Origin of the sequence: Tsukamurella tyrosinosolvens (genome assembly GCF_900104775.1) — a bacterium.
Taxonomy (GTDB): domain Bacteria; phylum Actinomycetota; class Actinomycetes; order Mycobacteriales; family Mycobacteriaceae; genus Tsukamurella; species Tsukamurella tyrosinosolvens.
This window is the reverse complement of the sequence record NZ_FNSA01000003.1, coordinates 505,244-523,664: the sequence shown is the minus strand read 5'-3', so window position 1 is coordinate 523,664 and position 18,421 is coordinate 505,244. Positions and strand designations below refer to the sequence as shown.

Annotated in this window: 17 protein-coding genes, 1 pseudogene and 1 riboswitch; of the genes and pseudogenes, 6 read left to right on the top strand and 12 right to left on the bottom strand. The window is 70.6% G+C overall.

Features of this window, described 5'->3' with window-relative positions; all coding sequences use genetic code 11:
• Window positions 1-43: 43 nt before the first annotated feature.
• From BLW32_RS28050 to BLW32_RS03830, 5 genes and pseudogenes are all read right to left on the bottom strand, one after another.
• Window positions 44-1,705 (bottom strand): annotated as a pseudogene (locus BLW32_RS28050) (MDR family MFS transporter); the annotation flags it as partial.
• Entirely contained in the window at window positions 1,702-2,178 is a 477-nt protein-coding gene (locus BLW32_RS03845) for a MarR family winged helix-turn-helix transcriptional regulator (RefSeq protein WP_068740724.1), read from the bottom strand. The pseudogene BLW32_RS28050 and the gene BLW32_RS03845, both read right to left, overlap by 4 nt.
• A gap of 104 nt (window positions 2,179-2,282) precedes the next feature.
• Window positions 2,283-2,765, bottom strand: a complete 483-nt coding sequence (locus BLW32_RS03840) for a YbaK/EbsC family protein (RefSeq protein ID WP_068740723.1) — start codon at window positions 2,763-2,765, stop codon at window positions 2,283-2,285.
• A 23-nt stretch (window positions 2,766-2,788) separates the two neighbouring features.
• Window positions 2,789-3,172 (bottom strand): hypothetical protein, encoded by a 384-nt coding sequence (locus BLW32_RS03835; protein ID WP_068523634.1) that lies wholly within the window; start codon window positions 3,170-3,172, stop codon window positions 2,789-2,791.
• Between the two features lie 14 nt (window positions 3,173-3,186).
• A complete protein-coding gene (locus BLW32_RS03830; protein WP_082791271.1) occupies window positions 3,187-4,488 on the bottom strand; it encodes an aminotransferase class V-fold PLP-dependent enzyme in 1,302 nt (433 codons plus the stop codon).
• A gap of 52 nt (window positions 4,489-4,540) precedes the next feature.
• Window positions 4,541-4,653: riboswitch (SAM riboswitch) on the bottom strand.
• Window positions 4,654-4,737: 84 nt separating this feature from the next.
• Here BLW32_RS03830 and BLW32_RS03825 point away from each other — a divergent pair.
• Window positions 4,738-5,523, top strand: a complete 786-nt coding sequence (locus tag BLW32_RS03825; protein ID WP_068740722.1) for an HAD-IIA family hydrolase — start codon at window positions 4,738-4,740, stop codon at window positions 5,521-5,523.
• A gap of 22 nt (window positions 5,524-5,545) precedes the next feature.
• Here BLW32_RS03825 and BLW32_RS03820 read toward each other — a convergent pair whose 3' ends face one another.
• Window positions 5,546-6,712 carry an RtcB family protein gene (locus BLW32_RS03820; protein ID WP_068740721.1) on the bottom strand — a complete coding sequence of 389 codons (1,167 nt, stop codon included), beginning with the start codon at window positions 6,710-6,712 and terminating at the stop codon, window positions 5,546-5,548.
• Between the two features lie 242 nt (window positions 6,713-6,954).
• On the opposite strand from BLW32_RS03820, the gene BLW32_RS03815 reads away from it, so the two are divergent.
• On the top strand, window positions 6,955-7,629 hold the full coding sequence (locus BLW32_RS03815) for a copper homeostasis protein CutC (RefSeq protein ID WP_068740720.1): 675 nt from the start codon (window positions 6,955-6,957) through the stop codon (window positions 7,627-7,629).
• 37 nt (window positions 7,630-7,666) lie between these two features.
• On the opposite strand, the gene BLW32_RS03810 is transcribed toward BLW32_RS03815, so the two are convergent.
• The 3 genes from BLW32_RS03810 to BLW32_RS03800 are packed head-to-tail and all read right to left on the bottom strand — an operon-like array spanning window position 7,667 to window position 9,756.
• Complete coding sequence (locus tag BLW32_RS03810) at window positions 7,667-8,869, bottom strand: O-succinylhomoserine sulfhydrylase (RefSeq protein ID WP_068740719.1); 1,203 nt, start codon at window positions 8,867-8,869, stop codon at window positions 7,667-7,669.
• Window positions 8,870-8,878: 9 nt separating this feature from the next.
• Window positions 8,879-9,292 (bottom strand): rhodanese-like domain-containing protein, encoded by a 414-nt coding sequence (locus BLW32_RS03805; protein ID WP_068524689.1) that lies wholly within the window; start codon window positions 9,290-9,292, stop codon window positions 8,879-8,881.
• A complete protein-coding gene (locus tag BLW32_RS03800; protein WP_068523620.1) occupies window positions 9,289-9,756 on the bottom strand; it encodes an Rv0361 family membrane protein in 468 nt (155 codons plus the stop codon). Before BLW32_RS03800 ends, BLW32_RS03805 begins: the two co-directional genes overlap by 4 nt.
• A 145-nt stretch (window positions 9,757-9,901) precedes the next feature.
• Here BLW32_RS03800 and BLW32_RS03795 point away from each other — a divergent pair, with 145 nt between their 5' ends.
• Window positions 9,902-11,290 (top strand): FAD-dependent oxidoreductase, encoded by a 1,389-nt coding sequence (locus tag BLW32_RS03795; protein ID WP_068740718.1) that lies wholly within the window; start codon window positions 9,902-9,904, stop codon window positions 11,288-11,290.
• Window positions 11,291-11,858: 568 nt separating this feature from the next.
• Here BLW32_RS03795 and BLW32_RS03785 read toward each other — a convergent pair.
• Entirely contained in the window at window positions 11,859-12,167 is a 309-nt protein-coding gene (locus tag BLW32_RS03785; RefSeq protein WP_231857318.1) for a winged helix-turn-helix transcriptional regulator, read from the bottom strand.
• 80 nt (window positions 12,168-12,247) lie between these two features.
• Between BLW32_RS03785 and BLW32_RS03780 the strand changes: the two genes are divergently transcribed.
• Window positions 12,248-12,973: an SDR family oxidoreductase gene (locus tag BLW32_RS03780; RefSeq protein WP_068740716.1), complete on the top strand. Its 726-nt coding sequence runs from the start codon at window positions 12,248-12,250 to the stop codon at window positions 12,971-12,973.
• Here the strand turns inward: BLW32_RS03780 and BLW32_RS03775 are convergent.
• A complete protein-coding gene (locus BLW32_RS03775) occupies window positions 12,962-14,803 on the bottom strand; it encodes an ABC transporter ATP-binding protein/permease (RefSeq protein ID WP_068740715.1) in 1,842 nt (613 codons plus the stop codon). The two genes, BLW32_RS03780 and BLW32_RS03775, sit on opposite strands and share 12 nt — an antisense overlap.
• A gap of 114 nt (window positions 14,804-14,917) precedes the next feature.
• Between BLW32_RS03775 and BLW32_RS03770 the strand changes: the two genes are divergently transcribed.
• Window positions 14,918-15,640, top strand: coding sequence for a siderophore-interacting protein (locus tag BLW32_RS03770; protein ID WP_074850346.1), 723 nt, complete (start codon window positions 14,918-14,920; stop codon window positions 15,638-15,640).
• A gap of 210 nt (window positions 15,641-15,850) precedes the next feature.
• The gene (erm, locus tag BLW32_RS03765; protein WP_068740713.1) at window positions 15,851-16,627 is read left to right on the top strand and encodes a 23S ribosomal RNA methyltransferase Erm; all 777 of its coding nucleotides are present in this window, start codon (window positions 15,851-15,853) and stop codon (window positions 16,625-16,627) included.
• Here the strand turns inward: erm and purT are convergent.
• Window positions 16,624-18,402 carry a formate-dependent phosphoribosylglycinamide formyltransferase gene (gene purT, locus BLW32_RS03760; RefSeq protein ID WP_231857317.1) on the bottom strand — a complete coding sequence of 593 codons (1,779 nt, stop codon included), beginning with the start codon at window positions 18,400-18,402 and terminating at the stop codon, window positions 16,624-16,626. The two genes, erm and purT, sit on opposite strands and share 4 nt — an antisense overlap.
• Window positions 18,403-18,421 lie beyond the last annotated feature (19 nt).

The window sequence follows — 18,421 nt, the reverse complement described above, 5'->3', positions numbered from 1 at the left end:
TCTCCGCGGTCTCGATGCTGTCAGGCGTCGCGACGGCGCCGGACTCCGGGGTGGTCGCCTCGATGGCCGGCGCGGTGCGCAGGGGCACCGCCTTCCAGAACAGGACGAGGACCAGGCCGATCGCCGCCAGCACGGTCACGGCGAGGAAGACGACGTCCATGGAGTCGGCGAACCCGGCCTTGAGCGGGTGGACCAGGGTGTCGGGCAGCTTCTGCAGGGCCGAGGTGTCGGACATGACGTCGCTGACGGCGCTGGAGTCGCCGTGCACGAGCTTGGCGGCGAAGTCCTGTGCGGCCGGGCCGTCGTGGCCGGCGGCGGCGCGCTGGACGGCGGCCGTGTACTCGGGGTCCGCGGCGGCGTCGCTCATCCGCGTGCTCATCTTGTGCGGCATCTGCGAGAACAGCACGGAGAGGAAGACCGCGACGCCGAGGGTGCCGCCGATCTGCCGGAAGAAGGTCGCGGCGGCGGTGGAGACGCCCATGTCCCGCGGCGGGAGGATGTTCTGCAGCGCCAGGGTGAGCGGCTGCATCAGGTTGCCGAGGCCGAAGCCGATCACGGCCGCACCCGCCATGACGTAGCCGATCTGCACGTCGGCGCTGATGTAGTGCATGCCGAACATGCCCGCGGTGAGCAGCACCGCGCCGATGATCGGGAAGACGCGGTAGCGGCCCGTGCGGGAGATCATCTGGCCGGCCAGGATCGAGCCGAGCATGAGGCCGGCGACCATGGGCAGCATGAGGAAGCCCGCCTTGGTCGGGCTGGCGCCGCGGACCACCTGGAAGTACTGGGGCAGCAGCGAGATGCCGCCGAACATGGCGGCGCCCACGACCATCGAGATGAGCACGCCCTGCGCGAAGATGACGTTCTTGAAGATGCGCAGGGGGATGATCGCGTCCTCGCCCATGTACTTCTCGATGGCGACGAACGCGAGGACGCCGATCGCGCCGATGGCGTAGCAGGCGATGGCCCGCGTCGAGCCCCAGCCCCACTCCTGGCCCTGCTCGGCGACGATGAGCAGCGGGACCAGGCCGACGGAGAGGGCGACGGCGCCGAACCAGTCGATGCGCACACCCTCGCGGCGGGTGTGCGGCAGGCGCAGCACGCGGGAGACGACGGCCAGCGCGACGATGCCGATCGGCACGTTGACCAGGAAGACCCAACGCCAGCCGGAGATCCCGAGGATGTTGTCGGCGCCCGAGAACAGGCCGCCGAGCACGGGGCCGAGCACCGAGCTGGTGCCGAACACCGCGAGGAAGTAGCCCTGGTACTTGGCACGCTCGCGGGGCGGCACGATGTCGCCGATGATGGTGAGCGCCAGCGACATCAGGCCGCCGGCGCCGAGGCCCTGGACCGCGCGGAACGCCGCCAGCTCGTACATCGACGTGGCCGTACTGCACAGCAGCGAGCCGATGACGAAGACGGTGATGGCGAACATGAAGAAGGGCTTGCGCCCGTAGATGTCCGACAGCTTGCCGTACAGCGGCGTGACGATCGTCGAGGTGATGAGGTAGGCCGTGGTGACCCAGGCCTGCAGCTTGTAGCCGTTGAGATCGTCCGCGATGGTGCGGATCGCGGTCGAGACGATCGTCTGATCGAGCGCGGCCAGGAACATGCCGGTCATGAGCCCCGACAGGATGTACAGGATCTGCTTGTGGGTGAGGCCGGCGCCCGCGGTCTCCTCCTGCTCGACCGTCGCGGCGGTCACTCGCCGTCCCGCATCAGCTTCAGGGCATGCTCGAACTGCACCAGCGCCCGGTTCCCGAGCGTGACGAACTGGTCGATCTCCTCATCGGTCCACTCCTCCATGAGGGGCCGGAGCTTCTCGTTGCGCTGCTGCCGGATGAAGTCGACCTTGGCCTGCCCCGCCTCCGTGGCGGAGACCAGCGCCGCCCGGCGATCCGAGGGGTCCGCGGTGCGCTCGGCGTAGCCGAGGTTGGTCAGGGTGGTCACGTACCGGCTCGCGGTGGAGGGGTCCGTATGGATCTGGTCCGCGAGCACGGACGAGCGCATGGGCCCGTCCTTCACGAGCGCGAAGAGCGCGGTGTACGCAGCGAGTTCGACGCCGTCGGGCGCGACCGCGTGCCGCGTCATCACCGCGTGCCGCTCCTTGAGCCGGGTGAGCTCGGCGATCACGCCGACGATCCCCTCGATCCGGTCCGCACGTTCCTCGTCCGTCATCACGCCTCCGCAGGTCCCGTCCGTCCACGTCGCCGTGTTCGGACATGCAAAACTACGTGCAGCCTACAACTATTAGGAGAACTAGTCGACTCGGGCGAACCGGCCTATGACGCCGATGTCGTGACGATTCTGGCACCTGTGAGCGCCACGAGCGCGGCGAAGTCGGTGCGGAAGATCGTGTCGTGGGTCCCCGCCGCGGCGTACAGGTCCGGATAGCCGGCGAGCGACTCGTCGATCACGGTGACCACCGGCCGCGGATGCCCGACGGGCGAGACGCCGCCGATCACCTGGCCGGTCGCGGCGGCCACGTCGTCGGGCTTCGCGCGGGTGATCGCGCCGTAGCCGAGCCGCTGCGCGAGGCCGTCGGTGTCCACGCGGTGCCGCCCGCTCGAGAGGACGAGCAGCGGCGCACCGTCGGCCAGGAAGACGAGGCTGTTGGCGATCGCGCCCACCTCGCAGCCCAGCGCCGCCGCGGCCTCCGCGGCGGTCTTGGCACCGTCGGGCACCAGGCGGACGGTGTCCGGATGCCCCGCGGCGGCCAGCGCCGCGCGGACGGTCTCGGTGCGGGCGGAGTACTGCTCGGTCACGCCGACCAGTATGCCCGCGGGCGCTACGCCGCCAGCAGGGTGGCGATCAGGTCCTTGGTGCGGGCACCGCCCACGGGTCGCAGGACCACCGCGTCGGCGACCTCGGCCGCGTAGACGTCCTCGATCAGGGACTTCAGGCCCGACGGGGTGCCGATGTACGTGATGCCCTGCGGCGCGGCGCCGCTCGGGGCGTAGCTGGCGCGGGCGTCCGCGGCGCGCTCGTCGATCACGACGTCGACCTCGAGCGCGACCGCGGCCGGCTCCCGCCCGGCGCGCTCGGCCTCGGCGCGCAGGTAGCCGCGCTCCCGCTGCGCGAGGCGCAGGTCGGCGGCGCGGACGCGCGTCAGACTGGTCGCCGCGGGCTCACCGTCGACGGTGACCACCAGTGCGGGGCGGGAGACGGTCATGGGTTCCTCCGGGTTCACTTCGCTCGTGCGGACAGGTCTTCGAGGGCGTGCGCCAGGCGACGCACGTCGTTCTCGCTCGTGCCGAGGCCGATGCTCGCGCGGACGGCGCCGTCGTAGCATCCCAATCGGTGAACGACGGGGTGGGCGCAGAACTTCCCGTCGCGCACGCCGATCCCGTGCTCGGACGAGAGGAACTCGGCGACCTCGCGGGGCGTGCGGCCGGCGACGGTGAAGGCCACGATGCCCACCCGCTCGGTGGAGTCGGCCCAGATCTTCAGCGTGCGGACCCCGTCGACACCCTCGAGCGAGCGCAGCAGCAGGTCGGTGAGGAACCGCTCGTGGCGGGCGATGGCGTCCTCGCCGAGGCGCTCGATGGCCTCGCACGCCGCGGCGATCGCGACGGCGCCCAGGACGTTCGGCGAGCCGGCCTCGTGCCGCGCGGGCCCGGTGTGCCAGGCCACCTCGACGGACTTCGAGACGGGCGTGCCGATCACCTCGTAGCTGGCGCCGCCGCCGCAGCGGACGGGCTCGGCCTCGTCGAGCCAGTCTGCGCGGCCGACGAGCACGCCGGAGCCGAAGGGCGCGTACAGCTTGTGTCCGGAGAAGGCGAGGTAGTCGACGCCGCTCTCGCGCAGCGAGATCCGACGGTGCGGCACCAGCTGGGCGCCGTCGACCGCGATCCGCGCACCGTGCCGGTGCGCGAGCGCGGCGAGCCGGCGGATGGGCAGCACCTCACCCGTGACGTTGGAGGCGCCGGTCACGCTGACCAGGGCCGCGGGACGCGCGCGCAGCTCCTTCTCGAGCACCTCGAGGGTGCCCTCGATCGACAGCGGCGCGGAGATCACGCGGGCGCCGATCCGCTTCCACGGCAGCAGGTTCGCGTGGTGCTCGCAATCGAGGACCACGACCTCGCCGGGCACGCAGCCCGCCAGCAGGTTGATCGAGTCGGTGGTGTTGCCGGTGAAGATGACGTGGTCGTCGGCGCGGGCGCCCACGAACTCGGCGACCACCTCGCGAGCCCGCTCGTAGCGGGAGGTGGAGCGCTGAGAGAGGTAGCCGGCGCCGCGGTGCACGCTCGCGTACTCCCCCAGCGCCTCCTGGACGGCCGCCTGCACCTCGACCAGGGCGGGAGCGCTCGCGGCGTAGTCGAAGTTGGCGTAGCGGACCGTCGCACCGTCGTTGAGCGGGGCGTACTCGTCGGCACCGGTGACCGAGGCGAGGGGGCCCAGCGAGAGCGGCGTGCTGCGGACGGCGGTGACGGGCGACGTGACGGTCGGGGTGAGGCAGACGGTGCGCTCGGTGGTGGCGATGCTCATGAGAGATGTCCTTCGGTATCAGGACGCACGGCACCGAACGATGAGTGCCGCGAATCCGCGCTTGCCGTGCACGGTTCGGCACGGCCAGGTCGTCACCCGGAGCACCCCACCGCGGAGGAGGGTTGCCGACCAGCGAGCCGGGGCTTGTCACTGGCACTCATGACCTGCGTCGAGAATGCCCTGTCGCGCGGCCCGGCGTCAAGGTTCGAATCACGGCGACGCCAAACCTCCGGGAGTAGATTCGCGGGCATGAGCGAGTGGACGTACCTGATGGACATGGACGGGGTGCTGGTCCACGAGGAGCACCTGATCCCCGGCGCCGACGCCTTCATCGCGGAGCTGACGGCCGGCGGGACGCCGTTCATGGTGCTCACCAACAACTCGACGCGCACCCCGCGCGACCTGCGCGCCCGCCTGGTCGCCACCGGCCTCGACATCCCCGAGTCGCGGATCTGGACCTCCGCGCTCGCCACCGCGAAGTTCCTCCAGGACCAGCGGCCGAACGGCACCGCCTACGTCGTCGGCGAGTCGGGCCTGACGACGGCGCTGCACGACGCGGGCTACGTGCTCACCGACAACGATCCGGACTACGTGGTGCTCGGCGAGACCCGCACGTACTCGTTCGAGGCGATCACCACGGCGATCCGCCTGATCGACCGCGGCTCGCGCTTCATCGCCACGAACCCGGACCCGACGGGGCCGTCGCGCGACGGCCTACTGCCCGCGACCGGTGCCGTGGCCGCCCTGATCCGCGAGGCCACGGGCCGCTCCCCCTACTACGTGGGCAAGCCGAACTCGCTGATGATGCGGTCGGCGCTGCGTGCCCTCGGGGCGCACTCCGCGGACACTCTGATGATCGGCGACCGGATGGACACCGACATCGTGTGCGGCCTGGAGGCCGGCCTCCGCACGATCCTGGTGCTCACCGGCATCTCCACCCGCGAGTCGGTGACCGCCTACCCGTACCGCCCCACCCGCACCATCGACTCCGTCGCCGACCTCGTCGGTCACACGGAGGAGCCGTTCCCCGGCTGAGGGTTCCCAGCCGGAGAACGGTTCACTGCCCCTTGACGTTCACGATCTGGCGCAGGACGGCGCGGACCGTGACCAACTGCTCCGCGTCGGCCATGACGCGGTCGATCGGCTTGTAGGCCTGCGGGATCTCGTCGATGAAGTCGGGGCTGTCGCGGAACTCGATGCCCGCCATGGCCTCCCGCAGCTGCTCGTGCGTGAAGGCCTTCCGGGCCGCGGACCGGGAGTACTCCCTGCCCGCGCCGTGCGGCGAGCTGTTCAGCGACGGGGCGTAGCCCTTGCCCTCGACGATGTACGACGCGGTGCCCATGGAGCCCGGGATGAGGCCGAGCCTGCCCTCGGTGGCCTCGATCGCACCCTTCCTCGAGACCCACACCTCCTTGCCGAAGTGCTTCTCGCGCTTGGTGAAGTTGTGGTGGCAGTTGATCCGCTCCGCCTCGACGACGGGCGTCCCCACCCACTCACCGAGCTGCCGGATCACCCGGTCCATCATCTCCTCACGGTTGAGCAGCGCGAAGTGCTGCGCCCACGTGAGCTCCGCGATGTACCGGCGGAACTCGGGCGTCCCCTCCACGAGGTAGGCCAGGTCCCGATCCGGCAGCTCGATCCACCACTGCGCGCACAGGCGGGTCGCCACGGCGATGTGGTGCTGGGCGATCTTGTTGCCCACGCCGCGGGAGCCGGAGTGCAGGAACGCCCAGACCCGCTGGTCGCCATCAATACTTAGCTCTGCAAAGTGATTCCCTCCGCCTAGCGTGCCCAGCTGGAGCTTCCAGTTCCCCGCGTACTGGGCCGGGTCGAAATCGGCCCGCTCGGCGAGCGCCGTCAGCTCCGCGATCCTCGGCTCCGCCGTGGCCACGACCTTCTTGTTGTAGCGGCCCGGCGAGAGCGGGATCGCCCGCTCGATGGCCTCGCGGACCGTCGCGCGGTCGTCGGGCAGGTCGGCCAGCGTGAACTGGGTGCGGACCGCGATCATGCCGCAGCCGATGTCGACGCCGACCGCCGCGGGGATCACCGCGCCGAGGCTCGGGATGACCGAACCGACGGTGGCGCCCTTGCCCAGGTGGGCGTCGGGCATCAACGCGATGTGCGGGTAGATGAACGGCAGCTTCGCCGTGGTGATCGCCTGCTCGCGGGTCTTCTCGTCCAGGATGGACGCCCACGAGACCAAGGACTTACTGATCTTCTCCATGTCTTTCTCGTCTCGATGTGATGGTCACCGGTCCGAGAAGCCATGCGTGTGAGGCATGGGCACCGGGCCGGCGGTGAAGCGACGGCCCGGGTTGCCGCAGGTTATGCGGGCACGCCGAACCGACGGCAGTAGCACTGCCGCAGCGATTCGGGGAGCTTGCGCATATCCATGCACGGCAGCGTATTCGGCCGCAACACTTCGGTCCATCGGATTTCCAGCAGCGCCTTTGGGAGACTGGTTTCATGCCGTTGCTCGAAGTGATCGCTCTGGATGCCCGGGACGCGGTCGCCGCGCAGGAGGGCGGCGCGGACCGGGTGGAGCTCGTCGCCGACATGGCGGCGGACGGGCTGAGTCCCTCCCCCGACACCGTCGCGGAGGTCCGTGCCGCCGTGGACATCCCGGCGCGCGTGATGCTCCGGGTCACCGACGGTTTCGCGGCCGGGGACGTCGACGAGCTCCTGCGGCGTACAGCCGACATGCGGAGTGCGGGGGCGGAGGAGTTCGTGCTCGGCTTCCTCACGCCCGCCGGGACGGTCGAGCTGCAGGCGGTCACGCGCATCGTCGAGGCGATCGACGGCGCGCCGTGGACGTTCCACCGCGCGATCGATCACTGCGCGGACCGCGCTGCGCTGCGGGCCGCCGTGGCGGAGCTGCCGGGGCTCGACGGGTTCCTCACCGCGGGTGCGGCCGCCGGCGTCGACGACGGGATCGCCACGCTCATCGCGGAAGCCGCAGGACCGCACCGGATCCTGGCCGGCGGAGGGCTGCGCCTCGGCCACCTGCCGCGGCTCATGGGAGCAGGAATCGACGCCTTCCACATCGGCTCCGCCGCGCGGCCCCACGGATGGGGCGCGCCGGTCTCCGAGGATGCCGTCCGGCGGTGGCGAGCTGGGGTGGATGTGCGGTCATCCGGCTGAGCGATCGTGAGTACGAACGACCGCACATTCCGGCGGGTCAGCCGAGGGCGCGGTCCAGGTCGGCGATGAGGTCGGCGACGTTCTCCAGCCCCACGGACAGGCGCAGCATCGAGTCGGTGAGCCCGATCTTCGCGCGCCCCTCCGGCCCCGTCGCTCGATGCGTCGTGGTGGCGGGGTGGGTGATCAGCGACTTGGCGTCGCCGAAGTTGTTGGAGATGTCGATGACCTGCAGCCGGTTGAGGAACTCGAAGGCGCGCTCCTTGCCGGCCAGGGCACCGTCGGCCAGCTCCAGGGTGATCACCGTGCCCCCGGCCTTCATCTGCCGCTTCGCCAGCTCGTGCTGCGGGTGCGAGGGCAGGAAGGGGAAGAGCACCTTCGAGACGCGCGGGTCGGCGTCGAGGAACTCGGCGACCTTCTGCGCGTTCGCGCTGACGCGCTCGGCCCGCAGGTCCAGCGTCTCCAGCGCCTTGAGCAGCACCCACGCGTTGAACGGCGCCATCGCGGGACCGGTGTGCCGCATCAGCTGCTTCACCGGGCCGTCGATGTAGTCGAACCGGCCGAGGATCGCGCCGCCCATGACGCGGCCCTGGCCGTCCATGGTCTTGGTGGAGGAATGGACGATCACGTCGGCGCCCATGCCGAGCGAGTCCTGGTAGCCGACGGGCGTGAAGCCGGCGTCGAGCACCACCTGCGCGCCCGCGGCGTGCGCCAGCGAGGCCACGGCGCGCACGTCGACCAGGCCCTGCATCGGGTTCGCGGGCGTCTCGAAGAACACCGCCTGGGTGGGGACGCTGAGCGCCTCCTCCCACTGCGCGAGGTCCTCGCCGTCGACGAAGACGGTCTCGATGCCCCAGCGCGGCAGGATCTCGTTGCACACGACGTAGCAGGAGCCGAACAGCGAGCGGGCCGCCACGAGCCGGTCGCCGGCCTTGAGCAGCGCGCCGAGCGCGGTGAAGACCGCCGACATGCCGGAGGCGGTCGCGAAGCACGCCTCAGCGCCCTCCAAGAGGCGCAGGCGCTCCTGGAACATTGCCACCGTCGGGTTGCCGTAGCGCGAGTAGACGAACCGGTCGATGTCGCCGTTGAACGCGGCCTCGGCGGCCTCGGCGCTCTCGTAGGTGTAGCCCGAATTCAGGAACAGCGCCTCGGAGGTCTCCTCGTAGTTCGTGCGCAGGACTCCGCCGCGCACGGCGTACGTCTCGGGCCGCAGGCCGTCGGGCAGGGGGCTGAACTCCGTCATGGCTTCAGCCTAGAACTGCCGCCAGGGCAGGCCGTCGGCGCGCCAGCCCGCGACGCCCCGATGTCCGAGTGCGTCGATGGGGCCTTCGAAGCCGTCGAGCACGTTGTAGGCGCGCTGCACGCCGGCGGCGGTCGCGGTCTCCGCGGCGCCGATCGAGCGGTGCCCGGAGCGACAGAGGAAGACGACGGGCGCGTCGTCGGTGACGCCCTTGGCGCGGAGCTCCTCGACGAACGTCGGGTTGAGCGCACCGTCGGGGTAGCGCTGCCACTCGACGAGCACGGGGTTCCGCCCGACCTGGGAGAGCTCGGGGATGCCGACGTAGTTCCACTCGGCCTCGGTGCGGCAGTCCACGAGGACGGCCGACGGGTCCTGTTCCAGCAGCTCCCAGGCCTCGCGGGGCGTCAGGTTTCCAGCGTAGTTCACGAGCACTTCTTCCACTTGCCGTCTTCGCGGACGAACTTCGCCTGCTCGGTGCGCTCGCCCGCCTTCTCGTACCGCACCGTGAGATCGGCGGACGCGGAGTCGCCGTTCACGGTGAGGTTCTTGACGTCCTTCTCCTCCAGTTTCGCCTCGCCGTCGCGCTCGACGGCGGCCTTGCGCGCGTCGGGGAAGCCGGCCTCCTTCGGGAAGTCGGCGGCGGAGCGGTCCTTGGCGCACGTATTGGCGACGAGATCCGAGTACCGCCCCTTGTTCAGGGCGCCGTAGTACTGGCCGATCGTGACCTGGACCTGCGCGGAGTCGCTGAGCCGCTCGTCGGAGGGGCGGATCGCGTTCCAGGCGAGGACGCCGCCGATCAGCACGACGGCGACCACGAGCGCGATGACGAACGGGGTCGCCGTGGTGCGGCGTTCAGGCGGCGGTCCGGCGGGGGTCTTGTCTGCGCTCACTGAAGTCTCTACCCTCTGCTACTAGAACACGTTCCAGTTCCTGGCCGGGGTGGGATGGACCACCCGCACTAGGAACAGTTGATAAGTCCGCACTAACCTGGTGGGGAACTTCAACCGCGTATGCAGACAAGGTAGCCGACTTCACATGACCGAACAGAACCGCCCGTTGCGCGTCGCGATCGTGGGCGCGGGCCCCGCTGGTATCTACGCGGCGGACGCCCTCATGAAGTCCGACGAGGCGAAGGACCCCGGCGTCAGCATCGACCTCTTCGAGAAGATGCCGGCCCCGTTCGGCCTGATCCGGTACGGCGTCGCGCCTGATCATCCGCGGATCAAGGGCATCATCACCGCGCTGCACAAGGTGCTCGACAAGCCGCAGGTGCGCCTGCTCGGCAACCTCGACTTCGGCAAGGACTTCACCCTCGAGGACGTGCGTCGCCACTACGACGCCGTGATCTTCTCCACGGGCGCCGTCGCCGACCGCAACCTGGAGATCCCCGGCATCGACCTGGACGGCAGCTACGGCGCCGCCGAGTTCGTGGCCTGGTACGACGGGCACCCGGACTTCTCCCGCGAGTGGCCGCTGACGGAGGAGAAGGTGGCCGTCCTCGGCGTCGGCAACGTCGGCCTCGACGTGGCCCGTGTACTGGCCAAGACCGCCGACGAGCTGCTCCCGACGGAGATCCCGCCGAACGTCTATGAGGGCCTCAAGGTCAACAAGGCCAAGGAGGTGCACGTCTTCGGCCGCCGCGGCCCGGCGCAGGTGAAGTTCACCCCGCTGGAGCTCAAGGAGCTCGATCACTCGCAGACCATCGAGGTCGTCGTGAACCCCGAGGACATCGAGTACGACGAGGGTTCGGCCAAGGCCCGCCGCGAGTCGAAGATCACCGACCAGGTCGCCACGATCCTCGAGAACTACGCGATCCGCGAGCCCAACAACCGCCCGCACAAGCTGTTCATCCACCTCTTCGAGTCGCCCGTCGAGATCCTCGGCGAGAACGGCAAGGTCACGGGCCTGCGCACCGAGCGCACCGAGCTCGACGGCACCGGCAACGTGCGCGGGACCGGCAAGTTCACCGACTGGGAGATCGGCGCCGTCTACCGCGCCGTCGGCTACCTGTCGAACGACCTCCCGGAGATCCCCTTCGACGATCAGGCCGGCGTCATCCCCAACGAGGCCGGGCGCGTCGTCGACGCAGGTCAGCACATCACGGGCGTGTACACCACGGGCTGGATCAAGCGCGGCCCCGTCGGCCTCATCGGCCACACCAAGGGCGACGCCAACGAGACCATCGCATGCCTGCTGGAGGACTTCCACGCCGGCAAGCTGAACGCCCCGTCGGACCCGTCGACCACCGGCGTCACCGACTGGCTGGACGACCACGACACCCCGTACACCACCTGGGACGGCTGGTACCGCCTCGACGAGCACGAGCGCAGCCTGGGCGAGGCCGAGGGCCGCGAGCGCGTGAAGGTCGTCGAGCGCGGCGACATGCTGGCCGCCTCCGAGCCGGGCAAGGTCCAGCAAGACTAGTCACGAGCCCTAGTACGACGGTGCCGCCGTCCCGATTTTTCGGGGCGGCGGCACTTTTCGCTCATGATGATTCTAATTCGGTGGCCGACGCACTACTCGCGGCGCCACGTGCCGCCGCGGCATTCCAGCCCGCGGCCCCTATCGCTCATCGACGGCCTGCACGGTTCGCCGACCTCCGGCGTCGTATCCGCGCGCCAGCGACCGGCTCGGCACACGAGCCCGGGCGCCTTGTCGAAGGTCTCACACGCCTTGCCCACCCGAGGCGGCGAACGGTCGATGCGCCACTCCCCGAACCGGCACTCGTAGCCCGGCTTCATCTCGAACATCCGGCACTCCCGCCCGACAGTGGGATCGCGGATGCTGCGCCCACCCCGACCACGCCGGGCACCACCAGCGCCATCGCCGCCGCGGCGAACACGCCAGGAAAGGTCCGAATCGTCCGCTTCTGCATGCGCAACATCCTAAGCGAGTGTCACGACCGACGCGCCGCGATCGGCACGCTCGTTCAAGGCGCATCCTGTGTCGGATTGTGGTCGCTCAGCGGTCACCATCCGACACGGAGTGCGGCTCAGCCCGCGGCCCAGTCCCAGACCGGCCACAGGGCGCGGCCGAGCGCCTCGCCGCGGGGCGTGAGTTCGTACTGCTTGTCGGGGAGTTTGCGGGCGATGCCCTTCTCGACCAATTGCGCGAGCCGGGTGGCGAGCACGCTGGAGCTGCAATTGCCCATGCGCCTGCGCAATTCGAGGAAGCCCAGCGAGCCGGGCTCGAGTTCCCAGACGATGCGCAGCACCCAGCGCTGGCCGAGCAGATCCATCGCCGCGACGACCTCGGAGTCCGGGTCCTCGCGCCGCTGGGGCACCACATCACGCACTGACACGGAACAGAGCCTACTTGCGCTTCTGAATTCGAAGCGTCATGCTGACCGCAGTTCGAAATCAGAAGCACGGAGGTTCGGCGATGGCGGTCGTAGTGGTGACCGGGGCGTCCCGCGGGGTGGGCGCCGAGACGGCGGTGGCGCTCGGCGCGCGCGGGCACGACGTGGTGGTGAACTACCGGGAGAAGGAGCGTCGCGCCGAGAAGGTGTGCGCGCTGGTCCGCGAGGCCGGCGGGCGGGCGATCGCGGTGGGCGCGGACGTGACCACCACCGACGGCCCGACCCGCCTGCTCGATGCGGCGGTCGCCGAGTTCGGCGGCATCGACGCCGTCGTCCTCAACGCATCCGGCGGACTCGAGCTGGGCGCGGACGCGGACTACGCGATGCGGCTGAACCGGGACGCGCAGGTCGCGGCCGCCCAGGCCGCCGCGGAGCGGCTGCGGCCCGGCGGGCGGATCGTCTTCGTGACCAGCCACCAGGCCCACTTCTCCGAGACCCATCCCGTGCCCGCCGGCTACGAGCCGATCGCGGCCAGCAAGCTCGCCGGAGAACGGGCGCTGCGCGCGCTCGCGGCGGACGAGGACCTCGACCTGCGCGTGGTGTCCGGCGACATGATCGAGGGCACGATCATCGTTCGCCTCCTGGAGCGCCGCGACCCCGCCGCCGTCGAGGAACGGCGCAGCCACGGCCCCCTGCCGACGGTCAGCGAATTCGCCGCCGCGATCGCCGGAGCCGCGGATTCCGGGACCCCGCCGGGGCGGACGGTCTACGTCGGCGGCCGCGACCTCGTACCGGGCCTACAGGGCTGAGTACTCCCACGATCCGCTCCCGTCTAGTTCGAGACGGTGCGCGTGATGCCGGTCGACGGTGCTGCGGTGGGCGACGCTCACGAGCACGGCCTCGGGCACATCGGCGCGGATCAGGGTGTACAGCGCGTGCTCGAGCCCCTCGTCGACCGCGGACGTGGCCTCGTCGAGGAACACCGCCTGCGGCCTGATCAGGAGGATGCGCGCGAACGCGATGCGCTGCTGTTCCCCCGGGGAGAGCACGGCGGCCCAGTCGTCCTCGTCGTCGAGTCGGTCCGCGAGGTGCGGCAGGAAGACCTCGCCGAGGGCCTCCCGCAGCGCGTCGTCGCTGAACGCGCCCAGCTCCGCCGGGTAGCTGAGCGCGGTGCGAAGGTCTCCGAGCGGCAGGTACGGCAGTTGGGACAGGAACAGCGTCTCGGACCCGGCGGGACGCCCGATCTCCCCGTCCGCGTACGGCCAGATCCTCGCGAGCGCGCGGAGCAGCGTCGTCTTACCGGAGCCCGACACCCCCTTGACGACCACGGCGTCGCCGGGCTGCAGCCGCAGCCGGAGGTCCTCGACGAGCACGGCGCCGTCGGGCTTGCGGACCTCGATGCCGTCCAGACGCACGGAACGATCCTCGTCGGTTCCCTTGATGCGCGGCAGTTTCCGGGACTCCTCGTCGGCCGCGAGGAGGCCGTCCAGACGGATGAGGGACGCGCGGTACTCCGCGAAGTCGTCGTACGACAGGCGGAAGAAGGACAGCGAGTCGTGCACCTGCCGGAACGCACTCGCGGTCTGGCTGACGTCACCGATGGTGAGCTCGCCGGAGAACACCCGCGGCGCCTGGATCGCCATCGGGAACACCTCCGCCGTCTGACTCACCGTGAGGTTCCACCCACTGAACTTCAGGGAGCGGAACACGATCGCCCAGGTGTTCGCGATCACGGCCGAGAAGCGGCCGAGCAGGGTGCGCCGCTCCACCTGCTCGCCCTGGTAGAACGCCACCCGCTCGGCGTTGTCCCGGAGCCGCACGAGCGCGTACCGGTAGGCGGCGGTGAGGCGCTCGTTGATGAAGTTGAGATTGATGAGCGGCCGGCCGATCCAGAACGCGATCACCGTGCTGATCAGGACGTACGCGAACACCAGCCACAGCATCGCCCGCGGAATCGTGACGCCGAGGATCGTCATGGGCGCGGACAACTCCCAGAGGATCTTCGTGAAGGAGATGATCGACGCCACCGCGCTGACCGCCCCGAACGACAGGGACACCGACGTGCCCACGAACGCGGTGATGTCCGCCTGGATCCGCTGGTCGGGGTTGTCGATCGTGTCGTCGATGAATCGGTTGCGGTAGTACGCCTCACCGTCGAGGTAGTCGTCGACGATGCGCTCGGTGAGCCAGATCCGCCAGTCGATGACGAGCCACTGGTTCACGAGGTAGTCGATCAGCGCCCGCGCCACCCACAGCACGGCGAGCAGCGCGAAGATCCGCATCGACAACCAGAATCCGTCCTCGGCCGCCTGCAGCGCCGGCGAATCCCCCTTCGACACCGCCTGCACGGCGTACTGCAGCGCCGTCTGCGAGTCGTTGTAGAAGTACGTGAACAGCACCGACAGCCGGACGGCCGCCAGCGTCGACACGATGAGCAGCAGGATCCGGGCGTAGACGCGCCAGGAGTCGCGGCCCGTGAAGTAGGCGCCGGAGACGCGCCAGAACTGCCGCCCCCACCGCGTGCTCACGAAGCAGATAGCGAGCACGATCACGAAGATCGGCGTGGTGATCGCGACTGCCTTGAGCAGCCACCACGCGCTCGCGGCCCACTCCGCACCCCAATCGTTGGACATCTCCATCCCGCGGCTCCTCTGCTGGACCGTGTGAAAAATTGAGGAAGCTTAACCCGTATCGCCCCAGCGCACGTGGCATGTGCTCGCGATGATCGGGTTGATTAGGGTAGCCTCAGCTTCATGGGTAGAGGAGTGACCGGCCTGATCCTCAAGGCGATGCGGGCGGACGACTACGTTTTCACGGTGCTGTCGACGGAGGCCGTCAGCGAGCACTACCACCGGATCCGTTTCGACGGCGGCGACTTCCTGCAGGAGAACCCGTGGTTCCCGACCATGTGGGTGCGCCTGTGGGTGCCGAAGAGCGGTGCTGCCACCACCGATGCGGACGAGGGGACGCTCGTGCAGCGCGGCTACACGATCGTCGCGCCGGAGGGCTCGGAGTTCACGATCGAGTTCGCGATGCACGAGGGTCCCGCGCCGCGCTGGGCCCTCGACGCCGAGCCCGGCGACCGCATCGCCGCCACCATGATGGGCGCCGACCTGACGGTCCCGGAGGAGCCGGCACCGTCGGAGTACGTGCTCGTGGGCGACGCCGCCTCGATCCCCGCCATCAACAGCATCCTCGGCACCGCGCAGGCCCCCTGTCGCGTGTACCTGGAGTACCAGCACGACGCCGAGCGGGAGCTGCCCGTGCAGAGCGAGGCCGTCACCTGGGTGCCGCGCGAGAACCGCGGCGCCACACTGGTCTCCACCGTGATCGGCGGCGGAATCGGTTCGGACGCCTTCCTGTTCGTCGCCGCCGAGACCAAGGCGACGCGCGAGATCACCAAGGCCGCGAAGCGCGACTTCGGCCTGCCCAAGGACCGGATCAAGTCGCAGGCCTACTGGCTGCAGCGCGGATAATCCGCTGGCATCCCGCCGCTCCGGCACCTAGGGTGCACCTCGTGAGTTCTTCGGCAGCAGCCGCCGCAGCAGCGGCGGCAGTCGTGGACCGCGGCCGCGCGTAGCGGCGGCGGAGCCCACCACACCATCTCGGCTTCACCGCCCCAGCATCCTTCCGCTGGGCGGCGATTCGCGCTGCCCGGGTGATCCTCGACCCGGAGAACTCCCTTCATGCCCACCCATCACGGGGGCCGTCACGAGCACGGCCAGAACTTCCTCACCGACGGTGCCGTCATCGGCCGCTTCGTCGACCTCGCCCGCCACACCGACGGGCCCATCATCGAGATCGGCCCCGGCGCAGGCGCCTTGACCGATCCGCTCCTCCGACTGGGCCGCCCCGTCACCGCCGTCGAGATCGACGGCGGCCACGCCCGGCGCCTGCGTGGGCGACTGCCGGCGGTGACCGTCGTGCACGGCGACTTCCTCCGACACCGGCTACCGGCGGAACCTCATGCGGTGGTGGGGAATCTGCCCTTCCACCTGACCACCGCCGTGCTGCGCAAGCTGCTGCACGCGCCGCACTGGACCGGGGCGGTCCTCATTGTGCAGTGGGAGGTCGCGCGACGGCGGGCCGGCGTCGGCGGAGCGACGATGATGACTGCGCAGTGGTCGCCCTGGTACGACTTCGGACTCGCGGGACGGATCCCGGCCTCCGCCTTCACCCCTCGCCCCTCCGTGGACGCGGGCCTGCTGACGATCACCCGCCGCGACGCGCCACTGATTCCCCCGGCTCGGCGACGCGACTACGCCGCCTTCGTCCATGCCGTCTTCACCGGCCGCGGCCACGGGCTGCCCGAGGTCCTGGCGGGCGTGGCGCCGCGGCACCGTCGGGCGGAGGCACGGAGGTGGGCCGCCGGGCGCGGCCACCGCGGCACACCGCTCCCCCGCGACCTCTCCGCGGAGGCCTGGGTGGAGGCCTTCGAGCGTTTCGCCCAGTCCGCTACCTAGTCCTGCGGGCGCTGCGGGGGCAGGCCCAGCGAGGTGGGCGGATTGTGGTCGTACTCCTCGGTCTTCGGCGTCTTCGGCCGCGTCGCGGTCTCGCCCGTCGCGGGCCGCGGGGCGGGCTGGATCGGGCGCGGCGGCGCGGGCCGGCGGGCGGCGACGGGGTGCATGCTCGTCGGGGCGATCGGCTCGCCGGGGCCGGCCTGGGGCGGGGCCACGCGCGGCGAGCCCTGCTGCGGCGGCACGACCGGCGAGGCCGCGGTCGGCGGGGCGGGCGGTACGACGGGCGACGCCGCCGTGGGCGGTGCGGGCTGGACCGGCGGCTGTCCCGCCGGGCCCTGCGCCGGGCCGGCCTGGGGCGGCGCGGACTGCGGGGGCGCCTTCTGCACCGGGATCTGTTGCGCCGGAGGCTGCTGAACCGGGGGCTGGGCAGGGCGCTGCGCAGGCATCGCGCGGGTGGACGGATCGTCGAGCGGCGGCTGCGGGCGCTGGATCGGCACCGCGGTCGTCTCCGGCGCGCCCTGCTGGACGGGATCCTCGCTGTCGACGACGACCACCCGGCCCGCCGCCTCCGCGGCGTTGGCGCGCGCCACCTCGACGGTGTCGGCGGTCGCGACCGCGACGCCGAGCCGACGCTTGGCGTACCCCTCCGGCTTGCCGAACAGGCGCAGGTCGCTCTCGGGTACGTCGAGCGCACGCGTGACGCTGTCGAAGGCGACCGAGCTGCTGTCCTTCGTCCCGTAGATCACCGCGGACGCCGCGGGCGACATGAGCGAGGTGTCCACGGGCAGGCCGAGGATCGCGCGGGCGTGCAGCTCGAACTCGGAGAGCCGCTGCGAGCCCAGGGTCACCAGGCCGGTGTCGTGCGGTCGGGGCGAGACCTCGGAGAAGTAGACGTCGTCGCCCTTGACGAAGAGCTCGACCCCGAAGACCCCGCGGCCGCCGGTGCCGCCGTCGCCGAGGGCGGTGGTGATGCGGCCCGCGACGGAGGTCGCCGCGTCGTAGGCGGCCTGGCTCATCGCCTGCGGCTGCCAGGACTCGACGTAGTCGCCGTCCGACTGCCGGTGCCCGATGGGCTCGCAGAAGCGGGTGACCACCTTGCCGCGCTCGGCGTCGTAGACGCGCACCGTGAGCAGCGTGATCTCGTAGTCGAAGTCGACGAAACCCTCGACGATCACCCGCTCGTTGCGGACGCGACCGCCCTCCACGGCGTACTCCCAGGCACCGTCGAGCTCCTCGACCGACCGGACCACCGACTGGCCCTTGCCCGAGCTCGACATCACCGGCTTGATGACGCACGGGAAACCGACCTCGCGGGACGCGGTCCGCACCTCGTCGAGCGACGAGGCGAAGGCGTACGGCGAGCACGGCAGGCCCAGCTCCTCCGCCGCGAGCTTGCGGATGCCCTCGCGGTTCATCGTCAGCGCGACGGCCCGCGCCGTCGGGATGACCTCGGCGAGGCCCTCCTCGTCGATGGCGACCAGGGCGTCCGTGGCGAGCGCCTCGATCTCGGGGACCACGAAGTCGGGCTTCTCCTCCTCGATGACGCGCCGCACCTCGGCCGCATCGGTCATGTCGATGACGTGGCTGCGGTGCGCGACCTGCATCGCGGGCGCGTTCGCGTAGCGGTCGACGGCGATCGTCTCGACGCCGAGGCGCTGGAAGGCGATCACCACCTCCTTGCCCAGCTCGCCCGAACCCAGCATCAGCGCCTTCGTGGCACCGGGGGTGAGCGCCGTGCCGATCCGGGGGTTGCCGCCGGTCTCGCTGAGGTTCGTCATGGGGTCCATTCTGGCAAAC

Coding starts and splice junctions, on each gene's coding strand:
- BLW32_RS03810 (WP_068740719.1), bottom strand. CDS start 8,869: ATGACGGAGTTCAGCCCCCTGCCCGACGGCCTGCGGCCCGAGACGTAC.
- BLW32_RS03820 (WP_068740721.1), bottom strand. CDS start 6,712: ATGGAGAAGATCAGTAAGTCCTTGGTCTCGTGGGCGTCCATCCTGGAC.
- purT (WP_231857317.1), bottom strand. CDS start 18,402: ATGACGAACCTCAGCGAGACCGGCGGCAACCCCCGGATCGGCACGGCG.
- BLW32_RS03795 (WP_068740718.1), top strand. CDS start 9,902: ATGACCGAACAGAACCGCCCGTTGCGCGTCGCGATCGTGGGCGCGGGC.
- BLW32_RS03825 (WP_068740722.1), top strand. CDS start 4,738: ATGAGCGAGTGGACGTACCTGATGGACATGGACGGGGTGCTGGTCCAC.
- BLW32_RS03780 (WP_068740716.1), top strand. CDS start 12,248: ATGGCGGTCGTAGTGGTGACCGGGGCGTCCCGCGGGGTGGGCGCCGAG.
- erm (WP_068740713.1), top strand. CDS start 15,851: ATGCCCACCCATCACGGGGGCCGTCACGAGCACGGCCAGAACTTCCTC.
- BLW32_RS03815 (WP_068740720.1), top strand. CDS start 6,955: ATGCCGTTGCTCGAAGTGATCGCTCTGGATGCCCGGGACGCGGTCGCC.
- BLW32_RS03830 (WP_082791271.1), bottom strand. CDS start 4,488: ATGAGCATCGCCACCACCGAGCGCACCGTCTGCCTCACCCCGACCGTC.
- BLW32_RS03835 (WP_068523634.1), bottom strand. CDS start 3,172: ATGACCGTCTCCCGCCCCGCACTGGTGGTCACCGTCGACGGTGAGCCC.
- BLW32_RS03770 (WP_074850346.1), top strand. CDS start 14,918: ATGGGTAGAGGAGTGACCGGCCTGATCCTCAAGGCGATGCGGGCGGAC.
- BLW32_RS03775 (WP_068740715.1), bottom strand. CDS start 14,803: ATGGAGATGTCCAACGATTGGGGTGCGGAGTGGGCCGCGAGCGCGTGG.
- BLW32_RS03845 (WP_068740724.1), bottom strand. CDS start 2,178: ATGACGGACGAGGAACGTGCGGACCGGATCGAGGGGATCGTCGGCGTG.